At 70.6% G+C, this 18,857-nt stretch carries 15 protein-coding genes; 8 read left to right on the forward strand and 7 right to left on the reverse strand.

Going from position 1 to position 18,857, the window contains the following annotated elements:
• Nucleotides 1–14: 14 nt before the first annotated feature.
• Nucleotides 15–2,291 carry a phage tail sheath family protein gene (locus LXT23_RS50335; protein WP_253979647.1) on the reverse strand — a complete coding sequence of 759 codons (2,277 nt, stop codon included), beginning with the start codon at nt 2,289–2,291 and terminating at the stop codon, nt 15–17.
• A 380-nt stretch (nt 2,292–2,671) separates the two neighbouring features.
• On the opposite strand from LXT23_RS50335, the gene LXT23_RS08715 reads away from it, so the two are divergent.
• On the forward strand, nt 2,672–3,178 hold the full coding sequence (locus tag LXT23_RS08715) for a flavin reductase family protein (protein ID WP_253979648.1): 507 nt from the start codon (nt 2,672–2,674) through the stop codon (nt 3,176–3,178).
• A 48-nt stretch (nt 3,179–3,226) separates the two neighbouring features.
• Nucleotides 3,227–3,811: a superoxide dismutase gene (locus tag LXT23_RS08720; protein ID WP_253979649.1), complete on the forward strand. Its 585-nt coding sequence runs from the start codon at nt 3,227–3,229 to the stop codon at nt 3,809–3,811.
• A 35-nt stretch (nt 3,812–3,846) separates the two neighbouring features.
• Here the strand turns inward: LXT23_RS08720 and folD are convergent, their stop codons facing one another.
• Nucleotides 3,847–4,740, reverse strand: a complete 894-nt coding sequence (gene folD / locus LXT23_RS08725; RefSeq protein WP_253979650.1) for a bifunctional methylenetetrahydrofolate dehydrogenase/methenyltetrahydrofolate cyclohydrolase FolD — start codon at nt 4,738–4,740, stop codon at nt 3,847–3,849.
• Between the two features lie 423 nt (nt 4,741–5,163).
• Here folD and LXT23_RS08730 point away from each other — a divergent pair, with 423 nt between their 5' ends.
• The gene (locus LXT23_RS08730) at nt 5,164–6,642 is read left to right on the forward strand and encodes a lipopolysaccharide biosynthesis protein (RefSeq protein WP_253979651.1); all 1,479 of its coding nucleotides are present in this window, start codon (nt 5,164–5,166) and stop codon (nt 6,640–6,642) included.
• A 35-nt stretch (nt 6,643–6,677) separates the two neighbouring features.
• Here LXT23_RS08730 and LXT23_RS08735 read toward each other — a convergent pair whose 3' ends face one another.
• The 3 genes from LXT23_RS08735 to LXT23_RS08745 are packed head-to-tail and all read right to left on the reverse strand — an operon-like array spanning nt 6,678 to nt 9,360.
• A complete protein-coding gene (locus LXT23_RS08735; RefSeq protein WP_253979652.1) occupies nt 6,678–7,670 on the reverse strand; it encodes a WecB/TagA/CpsF family glycosyltransferase in 993 nt (330 codons plus the stop codon).
• On the reverse strand, nt 7,667–8,809 hold the full coding sequence (locus LXT23_RS08740) for a glycosyltransferase family 4 protein (protein ID WP_253979653.1): 1,143 nt from the start codon (nt 8,807–8,809) through the stop codon (nt 7,667–7,669). The genes LXT23_RS08735 and LXT23_RS08740 overlap by 4 nt, the downstream gene beginning before the upstream one ends.
• Nucleotides 8,806–9,360 (reverse strand): acyltransferase, encoded by a 555-nt coding sequence (locus LXT23_RS08745; protein ID WP_253979654.1) that lies wholly within the window; start codon nt 9,358–9,360, stop codon nt 8,806–8,808. Before LXT23_RS08745 ends, LXT23_RS08740 begins: the two co-directional genes overlap by 4 nt.
• A 338-nt stretch (nt 9,361–9,698) precedes the next feature.
• Between LXT23_RS08745 and LXT23_RS50340 the strand changes: the two genes are divergently transcribed.
• Nucleotides 9,699–11,150: a sigma-54-dependent transcriptional regulator gene (locus LXT23_RS50340; RefSeq protein WP_253979655.1), complete on the forward strand. Its 1,452-nt coding sequence runs from the start codon at nt 9,699–9,701 to the stop codon at nt 11,148–11,150.
• An 11-nt stretch (nt 11,151–11,161) separates the two neighbouring features.
• Here LXT23_RS50340 and LXT23_RS08755 read toward each other — a convergent pair whose 3' ends face one another.
• Together LXT23_RS08755 and LXT23_RS08760 are read right to left on the reverse strand one after the other, a co-directional pair.
• Nucleotides 11,162–12,094, reverse strand: a complete 933-nt coding sequence (locus LXT23_RS08755; protein WP_253979656.1) for an LbetaH domain-containing protein — start codon at nt 12,092–12,094, stop codon at nt 11,162–11,164.
• Between the two features lie 90 nt (nt 12,095–12,184).
• The gene (locus LXT23_RS08760) at nt 12,185–14,050 is read right to left on the reverse strand and encodes a GumC family protein (RefSeq protein ID WP_253979657.1); all 1,866 of its coding nucleotides are present in this window, start codon (nt 14,048–14,050) and stop codon (nt 12,185–12,187) included.
• Between the two features lie 288 nt (nt 14,051–14,338).
• Here LXT23_RS08760 and LXT23_RS08765 point away from each other — a divergent pair, with 288 nt between their 5' ends.
• Genes LXT23_RS08765 through LXT23_RS08780 form a run of 4 tightly spaced genes read left to right on the forward strand, consistent with a single transcriptional unit; the run spans nt 14,339 to nt 18,851 of the window.
• On the forward strand, nt 14,339–15,571 hold the full coding sequence (locus tag LXT23_RS08765; protein WP_253979658.1) for an alkaline phosphatase family protein: 1,233 nt from the start codon (nt 14,339–14,341) through the stop codon (nt 15,569–15,571).
• Between the two features lie 8 nt (nt 15,572–15,579).
• A complete protein-coding gene (locus LXT23_RS08770) occupies nt 15,580–16,755 on the forward strand; it encodes a glycosyltransferase family 4 protein (protein WP_253979659.1) in 1,176 nt (391 codons plus the stop codon).
• Entirely contained in the window at nt 16,752–17,948 is a 1,197-nt protein-coding gene (locus LXT23_RS08775; protein ID WP_253979660.1) for a hypothetical protein, read from the forward strand. The genes LXT23_RS08770 and LXT23_RS08775 overlap by 4 nt, the downstream gene beginning before the upstream one ends.
• 9 nt (nt 17,949–17,957) lie before the next feature.
• Entirely contained in the window at nt 17,958–18,851 is an 894-nt protein-coding gene (locus LXT23_RS08780; RefSeq protein ID WP_253979661.1) for a glycosyltransferase family 2 protein, read from the forward strand.
• The last annotated feature ends 6 nt before the right edge of the window (nt 18,852–18,857 follow it).

The following is an 18,857-nucleotide window of genomic DNA, read 5'->3' on the forward strand; positions in this document are numbered from 1 at the left end:
GCGTTACCTTTCTCTCAGGCCTCGAGCTGACCGGCGATCTGCTGCAGCTGGATGATGACGAACTCGGCGGGCTTCAACGGCGCGAAGCCGACGACGATATTGACGATGCCCCGGTTGATGTCCGCCTGCGTGGTCGTCTCGGCGTCGCACTTGACGAAGTAGGCCTCGCGCGGGGACTTGCCCTGGAAGGCGCCCTGGCGGAAGAGGTTGTGCATGAACGTGCCGAGGTTGAGGCGGATCTGCGACCACAGCGGCTCGTCATTGGGCTCGAAGACGACCCACTGCGTGCCGCGGTAGAGGCTCTCCTCGATGAAGAGGGCGAGCCGGCGGATGGGGATGTACTTGTACTCGTCGGCCTGCTGGTCGGCCCCGCGCGTGGTGCGGGCGCCCCAGGCGATGCGGCCGTAGACGGGCAGCGAGCGCAGGCAGTTGATGCCCAGCGGGTTGAGCACGCCGTTCTCCGCGTCCGTGACGTTGTAGGCCAGGCCCTGCACGTTGATGAGGGTGGCCTCGGTGCCAGCGGGCGCCTTCCAGACGCCGCGGGCGCTGTCGGTGCGCGAGTACAGGCCGGCCAGGGTGCCGGACGGCGGCAGGCTGCGCAGGCGGTAGTTGTCGAGCGGGTCCGGCACGAGGACGTTGGGCCAGTACACGGCCGCGTTGCGCTCGGGCGTCAGCTTGTCGGTGACCCACTCCTTGATGCCGTTGGCCGCGTGGGAGATCTGCGTGCGGACCGTGGGCGGGTCCACCAGGAAGAAGGCCCGGCGCTTCGTGCAGTAGGCGGTGGCGGCGGAGATGACCGCCAGGCCCTCGCTCTCGCTCAGGTCCGCGGTGCGGGGGATGCAGAGGAGGTTGACGAGGTTGACGTCCTCCAGCGCGTACAGGCCTGTCTTGTTCTGCTCGCTGCCGATGAGCTGGCTGGCACCGGGCGGCACGCCGTCGGTGCCGGGCACGGCGCCGGCCTGCTGGCCCTGTGCGGCGCCCATGCCCACCGAGTAGCGCTGGACGTTGCGGTTGTCGTCGAGGCCCAGCCGCCCGGCGAGGCCGTCCGTCTGGCCGCCGGGGAGCTGGTCGGTGAACGTGAGCAGCGCGTCCGTGGTGCCGATGCCGGAGACCACCTGAAGGCGCTTGCCGACGACGCGCACGGTGGCCTTGGAGAAGGCGGGCACGGCGCTGGAGGCGCGGATGAGGGCCTGGAGGGTGTTGGCCAGCTCGCCGAGCTCGTCGAGGGTGTAGGTGGCCTTCGAGCTGGCAAGGCTGAACTGCGTGGAGGTGGAGGAGACGCTGGTGGCGACGGTCAGCTGCACGGTGTGCGTGGGCAGGTTGGCCAGGCTGACGGTGCTGAGGTCCCTGGAGATGTTGCCGGCGGGCGCGGGGCGCAGGGCGGCGCTGGCGTCGGCCTCCCGGCCGCCGTTGCCCTGACCCAGCTTCAGCAGCCGCGAGGCGTCCTGCTGGGGCGCGCTGGAGATGCGCACGGACGAGCGCTCCTGGCCTGCGCCAGCGACGGGGCCCGCGGTGAAGCGCAGGCGGTTGGCGGTGGCCAGCTTCTCGCCGTTGAAGCCCGTGTAGGCCGCGTTGCCGGGCTTGATGGTCCTGACTCGCGCGACGATGAAGTCGGCGATGTCACCCAGGTCGGCCGGAGGGCTGGAGGGGTCGAAGATGGGGATGACGGTGGCCGGGTCGCCGTTGATGGAGATGGCGATGGAGTTGTGCGTCGCGTCGAGGTCGGCGAGGTTGAGGCTGGTGAGGTCGCCGGACTCGCTCCAGCCCGAGGGGAGGCCGCCGAGCAGCGCGGAGTCGACGCGCGCGTCCCGGGAGAGGCGGATGAGGGCGGAGTTGTTGTTGATGGTGCTGACCGCGTACTGAGCGGAGCTGGAGTCCATGCTCAGGTTGCGGTGCGACTCCGTCCGGTTGGCCACCAGCTGGGTGCCGTTGGACTTGTACTCGGTGACGGAGAGGTTGAACGACGAGTCCGGGTTGTTGGTGTCGTAGTCGACGTCGATGCGGAGCGAGTTGCCCCACGCGCCCTCGGTGGTGGCGGTGACGGTGAGCACGCCGCCGTGGGCGCTGGCATTGGTGGGGTTGCGCAGGGTGACGGCGGCCTTGGAGGCGCCATCGGAGGTGCGAATCACCCACGCATCGCTGCCGCCGTTGAGGAAGAACTGGCGGACGGCGTAGCTGACCTCGCTCTCACGTCCGAGGCCGCCGAACTCGCGCTCGAAGTCCCCGAAGTTGTGGACCTGGATGGGCTTGTTGATGGGGCCCTGGGTGGTGAAGCCCACGAAGGCCGTCACGGACGTACCGACCCCCGTGATGGTACGGACCCCACTGGGGATCTCCTCGACATACACTCCCGGATACGTCGGCGCGATTGACATTGCTCTCTCCCGTGGCGCCGGCCCCCCCGCCCCCTACGCCAATCCCTGGCGCACTGGGCGTGTTGCTTAACAGACCCGCAGAGGAGATGTCGATACCCCGAGAGGTCAAACGAGGTTCCTCTCTCGTCTGGATCTATTCCCGACGCGGGAGCGATTTCGTGCTTGCGCGATTCGACCGGCGTGCGGATCGCCCTTCATCCCGACCTGACAAGGCGGCAGCGTCAACGGATTGGTCTCGTGACAATGCATCGACCAGGCGAGTGACAGGGTAGGCGCCGCGCCAGTAGATCCGGGGCATGACTCAGAGCACTTCGGAGGGGGTGGCCCCGTCCGGCTTCCGGGACGCGATGGCACAGTGGGCGAGCGGCGTGGCCGTGGTCGCGGTCCGTGATGCTGAGGGGCTGGCGGCCACGACGGTGAGCTCGTTCAGCTCGCTCTCGCTGGAGCCGCCGCTCGTGGTGGTCGCCCTGTCGGAGCGCTCGAGGACCTTGAAGCGGGTGGAGGCCGCAGGGCGCTTCACCGTGAGCGTGCTGTCGGTCGCCCAGCGGGAGGTCGCGGTGAAGTGCGCGAAGGGCGAGGCGGAGGACGCGGCGTTCGATGAAGGCGCCTTCGTCCGGGACGGCCTGGCCGGCCTGTCGTGCACGGTGGAGGCCGTGCACCGCTACGGAGACCACCTGCTGCTCGTCGGCCGTGTCACGGAAGTGCGGCGAGGGGAGGAGCAGGAGCCGCTCCTCTACTGGAGCCGCGCGTATCGCGCCGTGTCGGAGCTGCCTTCGGCCGGAACGGAGAACGTCCCGAAGTAGGCGGCGGCCCACGCATCACTGATTTCTCAACCCGAAAGGACGCACCCGATGCCATTCACGCTGCCGGACCTGCCGTACAAGAAGGATGCGCTGGCCCCTCACATCAGCGCGGAGACGCTGGAGTTCCACCACGGCAAGCACCACGCCGCGTACGTGACGAACCTGAACAAGCTGCTGGAGGGCAAGCCCCAGGCGAACCAGACGCTGGAGGAGGTCATCCTCGCGAGCGACGGTGCCGTGTTCAACAACGCGGCCCAGGTGTGGAACCACACGTTCTACTGGCACTGCATGAGGCCGGATGGGGGAGGGCGCCCGACGGGGGAGCTGGCGGAGGCCATTGCCCGCGACTTCGGCTCGTTCGAGAAGTTCCGTGAGGAGTTCGCGAACGCCGCGGCGACGCAGTTCGGCTCGGGCTGGGCCTGGCTGGTGCTGGAGAAGGGCAAGCTGGCGGTGACGAAGACGGGCAACGCCGACCTGCCGATGAAGCACGGCCAGAAGGCGCTGCTGACCATCGACGTGTGGGAGCACGCGTACTACGTGGACTTCCGCAACGCGCGTCCCAAGTACATCGACACGTTCCTCGAGAAGCTCGTGAACTGGGAGTTCGTGAGCGAGAACTTCAAGGGGCGCTAAGCTGGCGGTTGAGCTCGGAGCTCAGCGGAGTGTCACTACCGCTGGGCTCCCCGGGACTCGTGCAGCTGGCGTGCGGCCTGGATGGTGTTCGCGAGCAGCATCGTGATGGTCATCGGGCCCACGCCGCCTGGAACGGGCGTGATGGCCTCGGCCTTCTCGCTCACTCCGGTGAAGTCCACGTCCCCGACCATCCGGTAGCCGCGCGGAGAGCTCTCGTCGGGGATGCGGTTCTGGCCCACGTCGATGACCACCACCCCCGGCTTGACCATGTCCGCGGTGATGAGGTTCTGCTTTCCCACCGCGACGATGAGGATGTCCGCCTGCCGCGTGAATGAGGCGAGGTCCGGCGTGTGCCGGTGGGTGAGGGTGACCGTGGCGTCGGGGCCGGGGGCCATCAGCAGCGAGGCCAGCGGCTTGCTGACGATGAGGCTGCGTCCCACGATGACCACGTGCTTGCCCCGGGTGGAGATGCCCTCGCGGCGGATCATCTCCATGATTCCGGCCGGGGTGCAGGGCACGAAGGCACGCGGGTCGCCCACGAAGGCCAGCCCCGCGTTCTGCGGGTGGAAGCCGTCCACGTCCTTGTCCGGGTGGATGTGCTCCAGCACGGCTTTGTAGGGCAGGTGCGCCGGGAGCGGGAGCTGCACCAGGATGCCATGCACTGCCGGGTCGGCGTTCAGGCGGTCGATGACCGCGAACAGCTCGTCCTTGGAGACGTCCTCGGGCAGGTTGAGCGTCTGACCCCGCATGCCAAGGGTCTCGCACGCCCGCGTCTTGCTGGCCACGTAGGCCTGGCTCGCCGGGTTGTTGCCCACGAGCACCACGGAGAGTCCGGGTGTCACTCCGACGGCCAGGAGCGCCGCCACCTGCTGGGCCATCTCCGCCCTCATTACCCGACTGATCTCGGTTCCATCGATGATCCGCGCCATGCGCCGGCTCTTTACGCGAAATCCCCCAGTGTTGCCGCACCGCTTTTCGGAGGGACGGTGCGCTGGAGCTGGCCCGTTGGCCCCAAGACAGGGGGACGTGCTCCTGATATCCGGCAGGTCGGCTGGCGGGGCACGCGGATGAGTGTCGGTGACGCTGCCCGCTCCCATCATCCAGTCGGTCCGAGACGAGGCCGGTCTCCCTCCGCCACCGTGCTCAGCAACAGCAAGGTGCAGCAGCGCCAGCCTCTCCGCTGAAATCGCTTCTGCCCCCATCGAGTTCTTCAAAGTTGGCTTCTCAGTCACGTGTGTGATGTCCAGGTAGTTGGCATCTGACGCCCGAATCCGGAGACTGCTTTGCCGGAGATCGGCATATGGACTGCATGGGCAGAGGCCATGGTGGTTCATGAGAAATCGCCCCTGAGGATGTTTGCCGACCTGCTTTTGTCGTGCGCTCGGCACGTCATGCAGATCGTGGCGGGGCTGGCGACGGTTGCTCTGGTGGTTCGCGTGCTCGGCCCGGAGAGCCTCGGCGCCTGGGTCGTCCTTGGAACCACGGGCTTCCTCGTCGGGTTATCGGATCTCGGCCTCAGCATCGCCGTACAGCGCACGGCGGCCAGGCAGGACGTCGCCGCCACGCGCCAGGTCGTGCGCCTCGCGGTGCTGGTGGTGACAATTGTCTGTCCGTTCCTGTGCGCCTGTGCCTACGCGTTCTTTCTTCACCTTCCGGCAGCCTCCGAGGCACTCCGGGCGGATGTGGCCCTTGCCGCGATTCCCGTTCTCGTCGCGGGGCTGGCGGGCTCGCTGGCGGCACCGCTGCGCTCGTTCCTGCTGATGCGTGGGGGCTTCACCCCACTCGCCTGGACGCGCGCCGCCTCGGCCGCGGTCCAGATCGCGCTGACCGCAGCGGTGCTGCTCGCCACGCGCTCGTTGCTCGGTCCGGCGCTGGGGCTGCTCGCGGGAGCCGTCCTGGAGCTCCTGCTCCTCGCGGTTGCCTCCAGGAACGCTGACCCACACCTGGACCTCCGCCCTGGCTGGCCGGTGGACCCGGCCCAGGCGCGCGACGCCTTCCGGCAGGGCGCCGCGGCCCTGGCGTTGAACATCGGAGTCGCTGCGGCCATCCGCGCGGACGCCCTCATCCTGACCAGCTACACCTCCCTGGGCACGGTGGGCGCATATCAGGTGGCGTCCCGGGCAGTGGATCAGATCTACGTGTTCGCGAAACAGACGAGCGCATGGCTCCTCCACCGGCTTGGAGATCCCAATCATCGCCCCGGCGCGCTGCGCCTGGGTACGGCCGTTCTCGGTTCGTTGGTATCCAGCGGGGTGATTGCGCTGGCCTTTGATGGGGCCGCCCTGCTGGAGGCCTGGGTGGGCGCGCTCGCGCACGACCCCGTTACCGCGCTGGTGGTGGGCCTGCTGGGGACGGCGGCGCTCATCGCGGCCGCCGTGGAGATGGCGTCCGCGACCCTGGCCGTGAGCGGCGCAACCCCGTGGGATGTGACCATCCCCGTGATTCTTGGCCACGCGCTGAACGTCACCGTGTCCCTGGTCGGGGTGAGCTACGGCGGTGTCTGGGCCGTTGCCGGAGGCACGGTCTGCGGAAACGTGCTCATCGCCCTGCTCGTCTGGGGCAAGGTCCGCGCACTGGTCCATTGGCCTCTCCGGGAAGTGCTCTGGACGCTGGCCCCGGTTGGAGCGGCGGGACTCGTGTCGCTCGCCGTGGGCTGGGGGCTCGCGCCGCTGGCCTCGCGTGGCCCGCTGGCGAGCGCTCTCGTTTGCTCGCTCGTCACGCTGCTCGGAACCGGGATGGCGCTCCTCATCTGGTGGCGGCGGCACGTGCTCCTCGTGGCGGCAGCCCCAGCGCCGCCGGAGGGTGCGTCTGCGTACGTGCCCTCTCCTTGATGCGGACTGGAGGCGGGAGGCGCCGCGCCTGGCGATCACCGCACCTTCTGCCAGAGGATGCGGAGCAGGAAGAGCGGGTTGCCGAGGAGGTAACGGGCGGCCATCCGGCGGGGTTCCTGGAGGAGCCGGTAGAGCCACTCCAGGCCCAACTCCCGCCAGGTGATGGGCGCGCGTGGTCTCCGGCCCGAGTAGAAGTCGAACAGCCCGCCCACGGTGAGGATGACGGCCTGCGCGGCCCCCGAGAGGTACTCGCGCGCCCACAGCTCCTGCCGCGGGCTGCCCATGCCCACCAGCACCAGACAGCGCCCCAGCCCCAAGATGGACTCCGCCAGCGCCAGGGAGCCGTCATGGGTGAGGAAGCCGTGCGAGACGATGGGCAGTGCCAGGGCCGGGTGGGCCTCCCGCAGTTTCTGCGCACAGGCGTCCGCCACACCGGGGGCTGCCCCCACCAGCACCATGGGACACTCGCGAGCTGACGCCTCCTCGCACAGCCGCGGCAGAAGGTCCGTGCCGTTGAGGTTGTGGCGCATGGCAACCCCGAGCAGCGCCGCGCCCACCCGGATGCCGATGCCGTCCGGCAGCACCAGGTCCGCCTCGGCCAGCATCCGCGCGAGCACCTTGTCGCGGGCCGCCAGGTTCAACGCGTGCGGGTGCACGATGGACACCAGCTTCGCCCGGCCGCCTTGCCCCGTCGTGAAGAGGTGCTCCACTGCTTGATCGAGGGTGAGGTTGTCCACACGCGCGGAGACGATCCACGGGCGCACTTCGGGTCTGGCGCCTTCGGGCGGCGCCAGGGCGCGGGCCACGGAGGTGCGCAGCATCACACCGAAGTCCGTCGCCGGGGTGCGGCCCTCGAGATAGCGCGCCTCTTCGGCGGCGAGGTCGCTATAGGGCAGGCCGAGCAGCCAGCGCGCCTCCACCGGCGAGAGGTAGCCGCGCGGCAGCACCTCGTTGAAGCGGGCGCCCACCAGTGGGGCCCGCCCGCGCAGCACATCGCTCAGCGGGGCACGGGGCAGGGGGCTCTTCATCGTGCGCCTCCCACGGAGTGGCACAGGGCCAGCAGGTCGTCACTCGTGCGGTCCCAACTGCGCTGCCGGGCGTGCCCGGGGCCCTCGCGGTGCACGCGCGCGGCCAACGGCTCGTCCCGCACCAGCCGCATCATCGCCGCCGCCATGTCCTGCTCGTCGAGCGGATCGCACAGCACCCCCAGGTCGCCCACCACCTCGGGTAGCGCGCCCGCCCGGGCCGCCAGCACGGGCTTGCCCGCGGCGATGGCCTCCAGCGCCGGTAGGCCAAAGCCCTCGCACAGCCCCACCGCGATGATGGCCTCCGCGCCCGCCACCAGGCCCGGGATGAGGCCATCCTCCACGTAGCCCAGCATCCTCACGCGCTCCTGGAGGCCCAGCCGCTGGAGCTCCTCCCGGATGAGTCCCTCGGCACCCCAGTCCGCACCGGCCAGCACCAGCTGATGGTCCTGCCGCACCGGGGACGCGGCGAAGGCCCGCAGCAGCCGCAAGTGGTTCTTCCCCGGGTGCTCCAGTCGCGACAGGTACAGCAGGTATGGCGCCGTCAGGCCCAGGCGCTCGCGAACCACGGTGGCGCGGGTGCCATCCGTGGAAGCGAAGCGGTCGGCGTCCACGCCGTTGGGGATGACGTGGATCCGCTGGGGCGCGCAGGAGAGGAAGCTCGCCATGTCCCTTCGGGTGGCATGACTCACGGCGGCCAGGGCCTCGAAGGACCTCAGCGCCTTCGGTAACAGCCAGCGCACGTACGTGGTGCGGAGCCGGTCGTACTTGTCCGGCACGGTGAACTGGGCGAGGTCATGCACCACCCCCACCGTGGGCAGGCCAGGGCGCAGCGCCACCCGGCGGTTGGCCGCGGGGAGCAGCAGCACGTCCGCGCCAGCCGAGCGGGCGTGCGCCCCGCACCGGGCGAGGTACCACGCAGCACTCAGCGCCGGCCTGTCGACGGCGTCTGGCACCGCGGCGCGCTCCGCGTCCCCCAGCTCGCCCTCATAGGCGGCGAAGTCCCGGGCCGTGCCGAGCGCCACCAGTCGCCCCTCGGTCTCTGCCAGCCCACGTGTCAGCCGTGGCAACATCGCGCGCACGTACGTGCCGATGCCCGAGCGTCCCCAGTCCGTTCCGCCCAGCGCGATGGCCAGTCTCATGGCGCCGTCTCCCCGGGGCGGGGCGCCCTCACCACTCGCGCAGGCATGCCCACCGCCACGGACGCCGCCGGAATCTCACCGCGCACCACGCTGGCCGCGCCCACCAGGCACCCGTCTCCTACCTTCGCTCCGGCCAGCACCGTCGTCCCGTTGGCCAGCACCACCTTGCTGCCGATGCGCGTGCCTGCGCCCCGTTGGACGGTGACGCCGTGGAGGATGGTGCACTCCGGACCAATCTTCACCCCGTCTCCGATGACGATGTTGAAGGGGTGCGGCAGCCTCAGCCCGGGGCCGATGTCATCCGTCCACACGTCGATGTGAAAGCCCAGGCGCAGCAACGTGGACAGGCCCAGCGACGTGCCCACCCCCCGCCGGAGCACCGCCCCCACCCGGAGCAGGCCCACCGCCCACAAGGATGGATCCGCGAGCGCCGAGGCTCTGGGGAAGCGTGCGCCGCGGCCCCGGACCGCGTCCACCACGCGGGCCCCATCCGAACGCAGGAAGCGCAGCGGCTCCATGCAGGCGTGTAATGATTCGGTGAGCGAGTGCATGTATGGCTCCCGACTGCAAGGCGGGAACCACTCTCTCCCGCATCACCTCCACGCGCTGGCCCGCCCGCGAGCACACTGCCGTCTCGATTTGAGATGTCTCGGATTGAGACGCCTGGGACGTCGCCAGGATTTAGCAAACAGGCCGGAGGTCGAGTCGTTGGCTGAGCGCACCGATGACAGCCACATCGGCCGCCCGGCCGTGCGGGAATGGTATGTGCAAACGGCTGTGTTTGATGACCCGCCTGAGCCGATGCGCGGTCTCCCGGCCTTCTGCTCCGCCCAGGCTGGAGCCACATCCTCCGTAAAGCGCATCACCCTGTGTCAGGAGAGTCGAACCCGTGAACGTCGTGGACTTCAACCGGCAGTCCCCCGTGGTGATTGTCGATAGGGATGACGTCGCCAGGCGGAGCCTGGGGGCCTGGGCCGAGGCAGCGGGCTACGCCGTGCGTGAGTATGCCACCGCGCGCGAGGCGCTGGAGGCCGACAGCTCCGAGTGGCTGGCGGTGTGCCTGGAGCTGGGGCTGGAGGACATGGTGGGCCTGGACGTGCTCCGGCACCTGCGTGCGCGGGACACCACACTCCCCGTCATCGTCCTCACCCGGAATCTGCAGCTCGACACCGCGGTGGATGCCACCCGGCTGGGGGCCTTCGCGTTCCTCGACAAGGCCTTCGAGCCGGCCCGGCTCGAGCGGACGCTACAGAGCGCCGCGAAGGCCCGCCGCGTGAGCTGGCGGGCGCTGCGGTGCGCGGGGGATGGCGGAGCGGAGCGCCTCATCGGCGCCATCGTGGGACGGAGTGCTCCGATGCGGGTGCTTGCGCGTCAGCTCGAGCGCATCCTCCAGTCCGACGTGCCGGTGTGCATCTCCGGTGAGACAGGGACGGGCAAGGAGCTGGTGGCGCGCGCCCTCCACGAGCAGGGAGCGCGGGCCAGGGGGCCCTTCGTCGCGGTGAATTGCGCGGCCTTCTCCGAGTCCCTGCTGGAGTCCGAGCTCTTCGGTCACGAGCGCGGCGCCTTCACCGGCGCGCTGGCCATGCACCGGGGCTGCTTCGAGCAGGCCCAGGGCGGGACGCTCTTCCTGGACGAGGTGGGTGAGATGAGCTCCGCCACCCAGGTGCGCCTGCTGCGCATCCTGCAGGAACGGACGCTGCGCCGGGTAGGCAGCACCGCGGAAGTACGAGTCGACGTGCGCATCATCGCCGCCACCCACCGGGACCTGATGGCCGAGGTGAAGGCGGGGCGCTTCCGGGAGGACCTGTACTACCGGCTGGCGGTATACCCGGTGCAGGTGCCCGCACTGCGGGAGCGGGCCACGGACATCCTTCCGCTCGTCGACCACTTCCTGGAGAAGTTCGGCGGCCCATCGCTCTCCTTGACCGACGAGGCCCGCGAGGCGCTCGTGCGGCACCGCTGGCCCGGCAACGTGCGTGAGCTGCAGAACGTCGTCCAGCGCGCCATCCTTTCCTGTGACGGCGCTCGCATCGAGCTGGCGGATCTCCCGCCGGAGCTGCGCGTCCTGGTGCTGCCGCCCGTCCCCGCCGCGCCTCCGCCCATGAGGACTGTCATCGTCGACCCGCCCGCTCCGTCCGACGCGGTGGTGCCGCTGCGCGAGCTGGAGCGGCGGGAAATCCTCAAGGCCCTCACGGTGACGAACGGAAGCGTCACCAAGGCGGCCAAGCTGCTCGGGCTGGGCCGGGCCACGCTCTACCGCCGCGTGGCCGAGCTGCACATCCAACTGGAGCCGGGGCCCGGAGTGACACTCGCCCCGGTCTGCGGCCGGCCCCCCTCCTGACGGAGCGCCGGTCATCGGGAGAGCCCCAGAAGCCGCAGGGCCGCCCGCGAGAGGAGCCGCCGCCGCGCGAGCAGCCGGGGATCTCCCAGTGGAAGCACGGGGCCGGTGCCATCCAGCGAGGCAAGGCCGTCCGGGGTGGCGATGGCGTCGCGCACCTCCAGACCCTCGCCCACCACCGTCTCCTCCTCCACCACCGCATTCACGAGCGTGGCGCCGCGCTCGATGATGGCCCGTGCTCCGATGAGGGCGCCCGGGCCGATCCTCGCTCCGCCGCACACCAGCGCCTGCGGGCCGATGAGCACCGGCGGGTACACCTCGGCACCGCGCTGGAGGAGGGCGCCGCGCGCCACCCAGACGCCCGGTGCGCGCTCGGCCGCGTGGATGAGGAGGCGGGACGTCCCCTCCGGCTGTGGCAGTCGCCCCAGCAGCGCCTTGCAGGCCAGCCGCAGGGCCGCGCCTGGCGTCTCCAGATGGGTGCCCCACCCGGGCAGGTCCTCGGTCTCGACCGGGCCGGTGGCCGCGGTGACCAGGTGTACCTCGGCCGGCGCGAAGGGCTCCACGGCCGGAGGGGGGGTCAGCCGGCCCACGCGTACGCCCCGGTCCGGCGCCCGGCGGTAGAAGGCCGCGAGGTCCGCGTTGCCCACCACGGTGTCCGGCAGCACGAGAAAGGGCGCGTGGGCGGGAAAGCCCGCCGAGTCCGCGATGACGCCCGGCGGGAACAACGAGTCCGTGGGGACGAAGACCACGTTTCGGGCCAGTGCTTCCTGCTGGGCAACGAGGCTTCGCAGCTCCTCGCCGTGGGCGTCGGCACCGATGTCGATGGCCACCTTCTCGAAGCCCGACCCGCGCAGCCACTGCAACTGGCGGGTGACGAGCGGGGGCCCGGTCACGGACAGCAGTCCGGCGCCGGGAGTCGCGGCGCTACGCTGGATGACGACGAACATGGTGGCGTCGGTCCCGTCCCTGGGAGGCCCCGCGGCCCCGGTTGCTCCGGATGGAGTGCTGCTCGGTGATGACAGAGAGAGAAGTCGTCTTCATGTCAGCGCTGCACCCTTCGCGGGACGGGGCCTCTCGGGGCCCTTTGCCTCTCCGGGCCCGGACCAGAAGCCCATCACCTCGCCCACGCGATCCGGATGGGTAGCAAGGTCGGTGCCGAGCCCCACCATCACGAAGCCGATGCGCTCCTCGCTCCCGAGCAACCGCCGCAGCGCCAGCACCTCGAATAGCGAGTGCGCGCCCGACCCGGCGAGGACGAGCACGCGGTCGCTCTGGCGGACCGCGCGGCGCAGCGCCAGGGGGCGGTTCGCCTCCTCCCAGAGCACCAGCGCCGCGTCCCGCCCGGAGACGCCATCCCAGGCCGGGACGTCCAACGGCCCGAGCAGGGACAGCAGCTCCCTGGCCGCCTCGCGCTGCGACGTTGCAAGGGGCAACAGCAGCGTCGTGCCAGGCGCCTCGTCCAGCGCGGCACGGAGATCCAGGACGAGCTCCTCCAGGCCATCGGGGGTGGCAGGCCAGGTGGTGGCGGCCACCACCGGGCCGCGTCCCCAGAAGGAGAGCTCGGCCGGCGTCCACGGCTTGAGGCCGCGCAGCGCGGACGCGGCGAGGGCCACTGCGGCCAGCAGCGCGAAGCAGGGCGGCAGGAGGAGGACCACCGCGCGGCGGTAGGACTTCGAGGGGCGCAGCGGCGGGGTGGCGGGGGTGAGGACGCGCAGCCCTACCTCTGGCTGGCGCACCTCGCCCTCTATCACCTTCTCTCGCGCCTGGAGGTCGGCCAGGCGCGTCTCGGTGATGTGGACCTGCGCGAGCAGCGAGCTGGCCTGGCCCTCGATGGCGGACAGCCTGGCGATTCGCTCCCGCGCCGCGGCCTCCACCTCCGCGTAGGAGCGCCACTTCCTCTGGGCCGCTTCACGCTGCGTGTCGACGTCCATCAGGTTGTTCTGGAGGAAGGTCCATGCGGGGTTGGCCCCCACGACGCGGTCGGAGACGGTGCTGCCCGGAGGCCTGGACTCCAGGGCTTGCACGGCGGCGGTGAGCCCCAGCACCTCCGGGTGCTCCTCGGAGAGGCTGGCCCTGCGGGTGGTGAGCTCGGCGCGCAGCTCGGCCAGCTTGCGCGTCTCGTAGAGGCTCTCCGTCTCCGAGAGCACCACCCGGGCGGGTTGCGCGCGGGCCGCGTGTCTGAGCAGGATGGCCCTGGCGTCAGACGCCTCCGCCTCGATACGGAAGCGGTTCATCTCCGTGCGCAGCCGCGCCGCCTCCTCGATGACGGCCTGCCGGTCGAGCGTGAGGTCAGCGATGCCGTTCTCCAAGCGGAAGCGGTCGTAGTGCGCCCGGGCCTCCGTCAGCTGCGCCTGGACCTTGCCCACCTCCTCGACGAGGGACTGGAGCTGCTCTTCGGCCCGGGCCCGCTCCGAGGCCCGCCGGCTGTCCAGGAACACCTGGGTCATGGTGTCCGATAGTCGGACGGCTTCCTCGGGGCTGACCGCGGTCGCCGAGAGGGTGAGGATGTTGGAGTCACGGGCCACGGAAATGTCTATCTGCCGGGCCAGTGAATCGAGCATCACCGTCAGGCTCATCCGCTTGCGCAGCTCCGCGAGATTGTTGGGGAGCTCGAGGGTGTTCATCAACGTCTGGAGCTCCCGCTCCGCGTTCCTCACCTCGCGGACGCGTGCGGGCTCCCACACGAGGATGGTCTGGGCGGTGAACTCGCGGGGCACCACCGTCTTGGCCAGCAGCACGCCCAGGATGATGCCCAGGGCGAAGGCCCCGGCGATGACGCGCCAGCGTCGTCGCAGCACCCGGGCGATGCGCAGCGGGTCGACGGGGTATCCGGAGCGCACGGCCTCGTTGCGCACGGGCGTCGAGGGAGTTTCGTGCTCCGCGCCCTCGTCCAGTGAGAACATCCCAGGCGCCTCCGTCAGCTCTCGGCCTTCAGGACCTCGATGGCGTCCTCATGGCGCTCGAAAACCTCTGTGAGGGGCAGGACCGGTGCGGGGGAGTCCTTCATGGCGACTGGTTGAGTGCACGGCGGGTGCCAGCGTTTCACCTGGCGTACCTCTGTGTCTGCGCCTGTGGCGGAGCTCTTGCAGTGCCTGTCGCCGTTGCTGACGGTAGGGGCGGTCGGGGCCACGCGGCTGGAGCTGCGCACGGCACCGTTCTCGCGATGAGACAGCGCCTTGTCCCGGAATGAGATGACTCAACAAACAGACAGCGCCGAGGCACGGGAGCGCGGGTACGCCCTGGTGGGCCCCGTCAGGCATCGCCGTGTGCTCGTCGTCTTCGTCGATGCGCTGGGCCCGTCCCAGTTGGAGGCCTCCGGAGGGCTGGGCGGGCTGACGCACCGGGGGCACCTTCGCGGCATCCTCGGCTATTCGTGCGGCGCTCTTCCGACGCTCCTCACAGGAGCGCCGCCGGAGCGGCATGGGCGGATGTGCCTCTTCTCGCACGCGGAGCGTGAGGGAGGGGTGCTGGCACCGCTGAAGTGGCTGGGGCTGCTGCCGCGGCTGGTGCACGAGCGGGGCAAACTGCGGCGGGCGGCGGCGAAGGTGCTGATGAAGACGGCGGGACTGACAGGGTACGTGGACCTGTACCGGGTGCCGCCGGAACTGTTCCGCTGGCTCGACCTGCCGGAGCGGGAGGACCTGTTCAACGCCGAGCGCATCGGCGGGGTGGAGACCTTCCTCTCGGTGGCGAGGCGCGCGGGCCTGCGGGTGTTCGCGGCACCGTGGCAGATGCCGGAGGAGGATCGCTGGGCACACACGTGCGCGGTGCTGCGGGCGCGGAAGCCGGACCTGGCGTTCGCGTACGCCACCGAGCTGGATGGAGCGCTGCACCGGGCGGGCAATGGCAGCCGGGAGGCGTGGGCGGCGGCGAGACGGGTCACCGAGCGAATCGAGCGGGCGGTGGAGGCGATGCGCAGTGGGGGCGGCGAGGTGACGACGGTGGTGGTGGGAGACCACGGGATGGCGGACATCCGCGATGTGGTGGATCCGCGGCGGCTGCTCGAGGAACTGCGGGGCACGCGGCTGTTCGTGGACAGCACCATGATGCGCTTCTGGGGCGATGACCGGACGCTCGAGAGGGCGCGCGAGCGGATGGCAGCGCATGGGCTGTGGGGGCGGTGGCTGGACGAGGAGGCACTGGTGAAGCGGCAGGCGCCGGTGCGTGGCGCACCCTACGGACAGGCGCTCTTCGTGCTGCGGGAGGGGGCCCTGTTCGCGCCCAGCTTCGTGGGAGGCGCGGTGCGGGGGATGCACGGCTACGACTTGGACAGCCCCTCGGCGTACGCCGCCATCGCCTCGGATGCGCCGGTGCCCGAGGATTGCGGCGCGCTGGCGGACGTGGCCGGATGGGTGTGCTCGATGCTCGGGCTGGACGTGGCGCGGGCAGGCGGGGAGACGGGCCAGCACGGTGGGCCCCCATGAGCCGCGGCTTGCGGATCGCATGGCTCAACGAGGGCGCCACCCCCATTGGCGGCGCCGAGCGCTACGTGCGGGAGACAGCGCGGGAGCTGGGTGTACGGGGCGTGGAGTCGCTGCTCTTCTATGACGTGAACGTCTCGCCGGATCCGCACCCGGTGATGCAGGAGCCGTTCGAGGGCGTCTTTCCCATCGTGGACCTGGCGCGGCAGCTGCGGGAGCTGGCTCCGGACGTCGTCTACGTGCACCAGCTAGCGAGCCTGACGGCGCAGCGCGCGCTGCTGGACTCGCCCGCTCCGGTCGTACGCTTCTTCCACGACCACCGGCTGTTCTGCTTGCGCGAGCACAAGTACACGACGCTGGGCAAGGAGCCGTGCACGAAGACGGTGGGCGCGGCCTGCTACCCGTGCCTCGGCTTCGTGGGGCGTTCGAACGAGTGGCCCGGGGTGAAGCTGGCCTCGCTGGGGAGGCTGCGGGAGGAGCAGGAGCTGGCCCGGCGCCATCACGCGTTCGTGGTGGGCTCGCGGTACATGGTGGAGCACGTGGTTGCGCACGGCTTCGAGCGCGAGCGGATGCACGTCATCCCGCTGTACGCGCAGGTCCCGCCCGCGCCGCGGACGCCGGTGGCGCGCGAGGAGGACCTGCTCCTGTTCGCCGGGCAGCTGACGACGGGCAAGGGCCTGGACGTGCTGTTCCGCGCGCTGGCACGTACCACGCAACCGTGCCGGCTGGTGGTGGTGGGCAAGGGCCGGCAGGAGGCGGAGCTGCGCGCGATGGTGGACGGGCTGGGAGTGTCGGACCGGGTGAGCTTCCTGGGACCGCTGGTGCCCGAGGGGCTTTCCGCCCTGTACCGGCGCGCCGCATGCGTCGTCTTCCCGAGCCGTGCGCCGGAGACGTCCGGACTGGTGGGCATCGAGGCGCTGGGGCACGGTACGCCGGTCATCGCCAGCCGCGTGGGTGGTGTGGGTGAGTGGCTGACGGACGGCGAAACGGGGCTGGGCGTGCGGCCGAATGAGCCGGTGGCGCTCGCGGCGGCGATCGATCGGCTGATGGCGGAGCCGGAACTGAGGAGGGCGATGGGGGAGAACGCGCTGAAGACGTACCAGGAGCGCTTTGTCCCCGAGCGGCACGTGACGCGGTTGCTGGCGCTGCTGGAGGCGGTGGCGATCGCGGGACGGAGGGCTGCGTGAGGGGCGGACGATTCACGCTGAAGGGCTCGGTCGGGGTGGAGGCGCGGATCTCCCAGGTGGTGAGCGAGGCGGCGGCCGTCATCCAGGGCCACGTGCCTCCCAGTGCCCTGCGGACGCTGGCCCTCATCGGTGGCTACGGGCGCGGCGAGGGCGGCGTGGAGACGCGGGACGGAATCGAGCGGCCCCACAACAACCTCGACTTCCTCCTGGTGCTGGAGCGGGCGCCGCGGGAAGGGCTGAAGGCGGAGCTGGATCGCGCGATGGAGCCGCTGCGCGAGCAGCACGGGCTGGGGATGGACCTGGGCATCACGACGGTGCGGGCGCTGCGGAGGTCTCCGTGCATGGTGATGTGGTACGACATGCGGTTCGGCCACAAGACGGTGGCGGGTGACGCGTCGTTCCTGCCGGGGCTGAAGCACTTCACGCGCGAGGACATCCCACCGGACGACGTGCGGAACCTGGCGGTGAACCGGGGGACGCTGCTCGTCATCAACGAGGCGCTGCGAGACAGGGGTTCGCTCGACGGGGAGGCGCGGCGCACCATCATCCGGCACACGGCGAAGGCCATCATCGGCTATGGCGACGCGCTGCTGTACTTCCTGGGGGCGTACGACTGGAGCTACGCGGAGAAGCGGCGGCGGATGGTGTGGCAGCGCGACGTGCCGGACGGGTTCCGCCAGCTGTACGACGAGGCGAGCGCCTTCCGCCTGGAGCCGGACTACACGCGCTTCGCCCCGCGCGAGCTGGGGCCGTGGATGGACGAGGTGCGGACGAGGCTCGCGGACGTGCACCTCGCGTGTGAGGCCGCGCGCCTGTCGGTGGCCGGGCTGAAGTGGTCCGGGTACGTCGATCGGGCGCTGACGCACTCGCTGAGAGAGGGCGGCTTCCAGCCCAGGGTGTGGGCGCGGCGGGTACGGAACGTGGTGCGGTTCCGGCCGAAGGCCTCACCGGAACTGGGGTTCGGGGCGCGGCTGGGGCTGAGGCTCGGAGGGCCTCGCGGCGTGCTGGCGGCGGCGTTCCCCTTCGTGGCGTTCGAGGTGGGCGAAACCCAGGGCGCCGAGTTCGCGCGGCAGGTGATGGGGGCGGAGAGCCGCTCGCCGGCGGACCTGAGACGCGCCTACCTGCGGTACTGGGGAGAGTCCGGAGACCCCAACTTCGCGCACGTGGTCCGGAAGTTCGGCCTGAGCCTCTGAGGCTGTCCCATGAATCGCAAGGTCACCCTCATCATGCGGTCGAAGGACTCGGCCTGGGTCATCGGTCAGGCGCTCTCGGGCCTCTTCTCGCAGGCGCGTAAGGACTTCGAGCTTCTCGTGGTGGACTCGGGCTCCAGGGACGCGACGCTGGACATCGTCTCGCGGTTTCCGTGCCGGCTGATCCGCATCGAGGCGAGGGCGTACTTTCCGGGCGTGGTGCTCAACAGGGCCATCCGCGAGGCCAAGGGGGAGGTCATCGTCTTCCAGAACTCTGATGTGGTGCCGCTGACGCCGGAGGCGCTGGACCGGCTGCTGGCGCCCATCGAGCGCGGCGAGGCGGACGCGACCTTCGCCCGGCAACTGCCGCGGCCGGAGGCGCACACGTGGGTGCGGCGGGACTACGAGGTGTCATTCCCGGAGAGGGGAGAGGCGCCGCCATGGATGACGTACTCGCTGCCGTTCGCGGCGATGACGCGTGAGGCGTGGCTGAAGCACCCCTTCTACGAGGACGCCTGGGGCTCGGAGGACACGGAGTGGGGGCACTGGGCGCGCAACCACGGGCTCCGGGTGCGCTACGTGCCGGGCGCGTTGGTGATGCACTCGCACAACTACACGCTGAAGCAGTTGTACGGCCGCCGCTTCATCGAGGGGGAGGCGGACGCCTTCATCCTCCGGGACCGCGCGTCGGTGATGGGACTGGCCCGGCGGGTGGGCGCTTCCTGGGCTCGGGATGCGGTCGCGCACCTCCTGGCGCGCGATGCCGCGGGCCTGGCGCTCTCCGTCCCGCGGCGGTTCGTGTACCACTGGGCCTACTTGAAGGGACACCTGTGGGGGGAGCAGCGCCTGCGGAGTGGGAACGCAGACCCGAGCACCGGTCAGCAGGTGGTGCTGCGGCGACAGTGAGCCCGT

The sequence above is a fragment of the Pyxidicoccus xibeiensis genome (genome assembly GCF_024198175.1).
Taxonomy (GTDB): Bacteria; Myxococcota; Myxococcia; order Myxococcales; family Myxococcaceae; genus Myxococcus; species Myxococcus xibeiensis.

Excerpts from the sequence above, each read along its gene's own strand:
- folD (WP_253979650.1), bottom strand. The coding sequence starts at position 4,740 with ATGGCGCGGATCATCGATGGAACCGAGATCAGTCGGGTAATGAGGGCG.
- LXT23_RS08715 (WP_253979648.1), top strand. The coding sequence starts at position 2,672 with ATGACTCAGAGCACTTCGGAGGGGGTGGCCCCGTCCGGCTTCCGGGAC.
- LXT23_RS08730 (WP_253979651.1), top strand. The coding sequence starts at position 5,164 with ATGTTTGCCGACCTGCTTTTGTCGTGCGCTCGGCACGTCATGCAGATC.
- LXT23_RS08755 (WP_253979656.1), bottom strand. The coding sequence starts at position 12,094 with ATGTTCGTCGTCATCCAGCGTAGCGCCGCGACTCCCGGCGCCGGACTG.
- LXT23_RS08720 (WP_253979649.1), top strand. The coding sequence starts at position 3,227 with ATGCCATTCACGCTGCCGGACCTGCCGTACAAGAAGGATGCGCTGGCC.
- LXT23_RS08740 (WP_253979653.1), bottom strand. The coding sequence starts at position 8,809 with ATGAGACTGGCCATCGCGCTGGGCGGAACGGACTGGGGACGCTCGGGC.
- LXT23_RS08745 (WP_253979654.1), bottom strand. The coding sequence starts at position 9,360 with ATGCACTCGCTCACCGAATCATTACACGCCTGCATGGAGCCGCTGCGC.
- LXT23_RS08780 (WP_253979661.1), top strand. The coding sequence starts at position 17,958 with ATGAATCGCAAGGTCACCCTCATCATGCGGTCGAAGGACTCGGCCTGG.
- LXT23_RS08735 (WP_253979652.1), bottom strand. The coding sequence starts at position 7,670 with ATGAAGAGCCCCCTGCCCCGTGCCCCGCTGAGCGATGTGCTGCGCGGG.
- LXT23_RS08765 (WP_253979658.1), top strand. The coding sequence starts at position 14,339 with ATGACTCAACAAACAGACAGCGCCGAGGCACGGGAGCGCGGGTACGCC.
- LXT23_RS08760 (WP_253979657.1), bottom strand. The coding sequence starts at position 14,050 with ATGTTCTCACTGGACGAGGGCGCGGAGCACGAAACTCCCTCGACGCCC.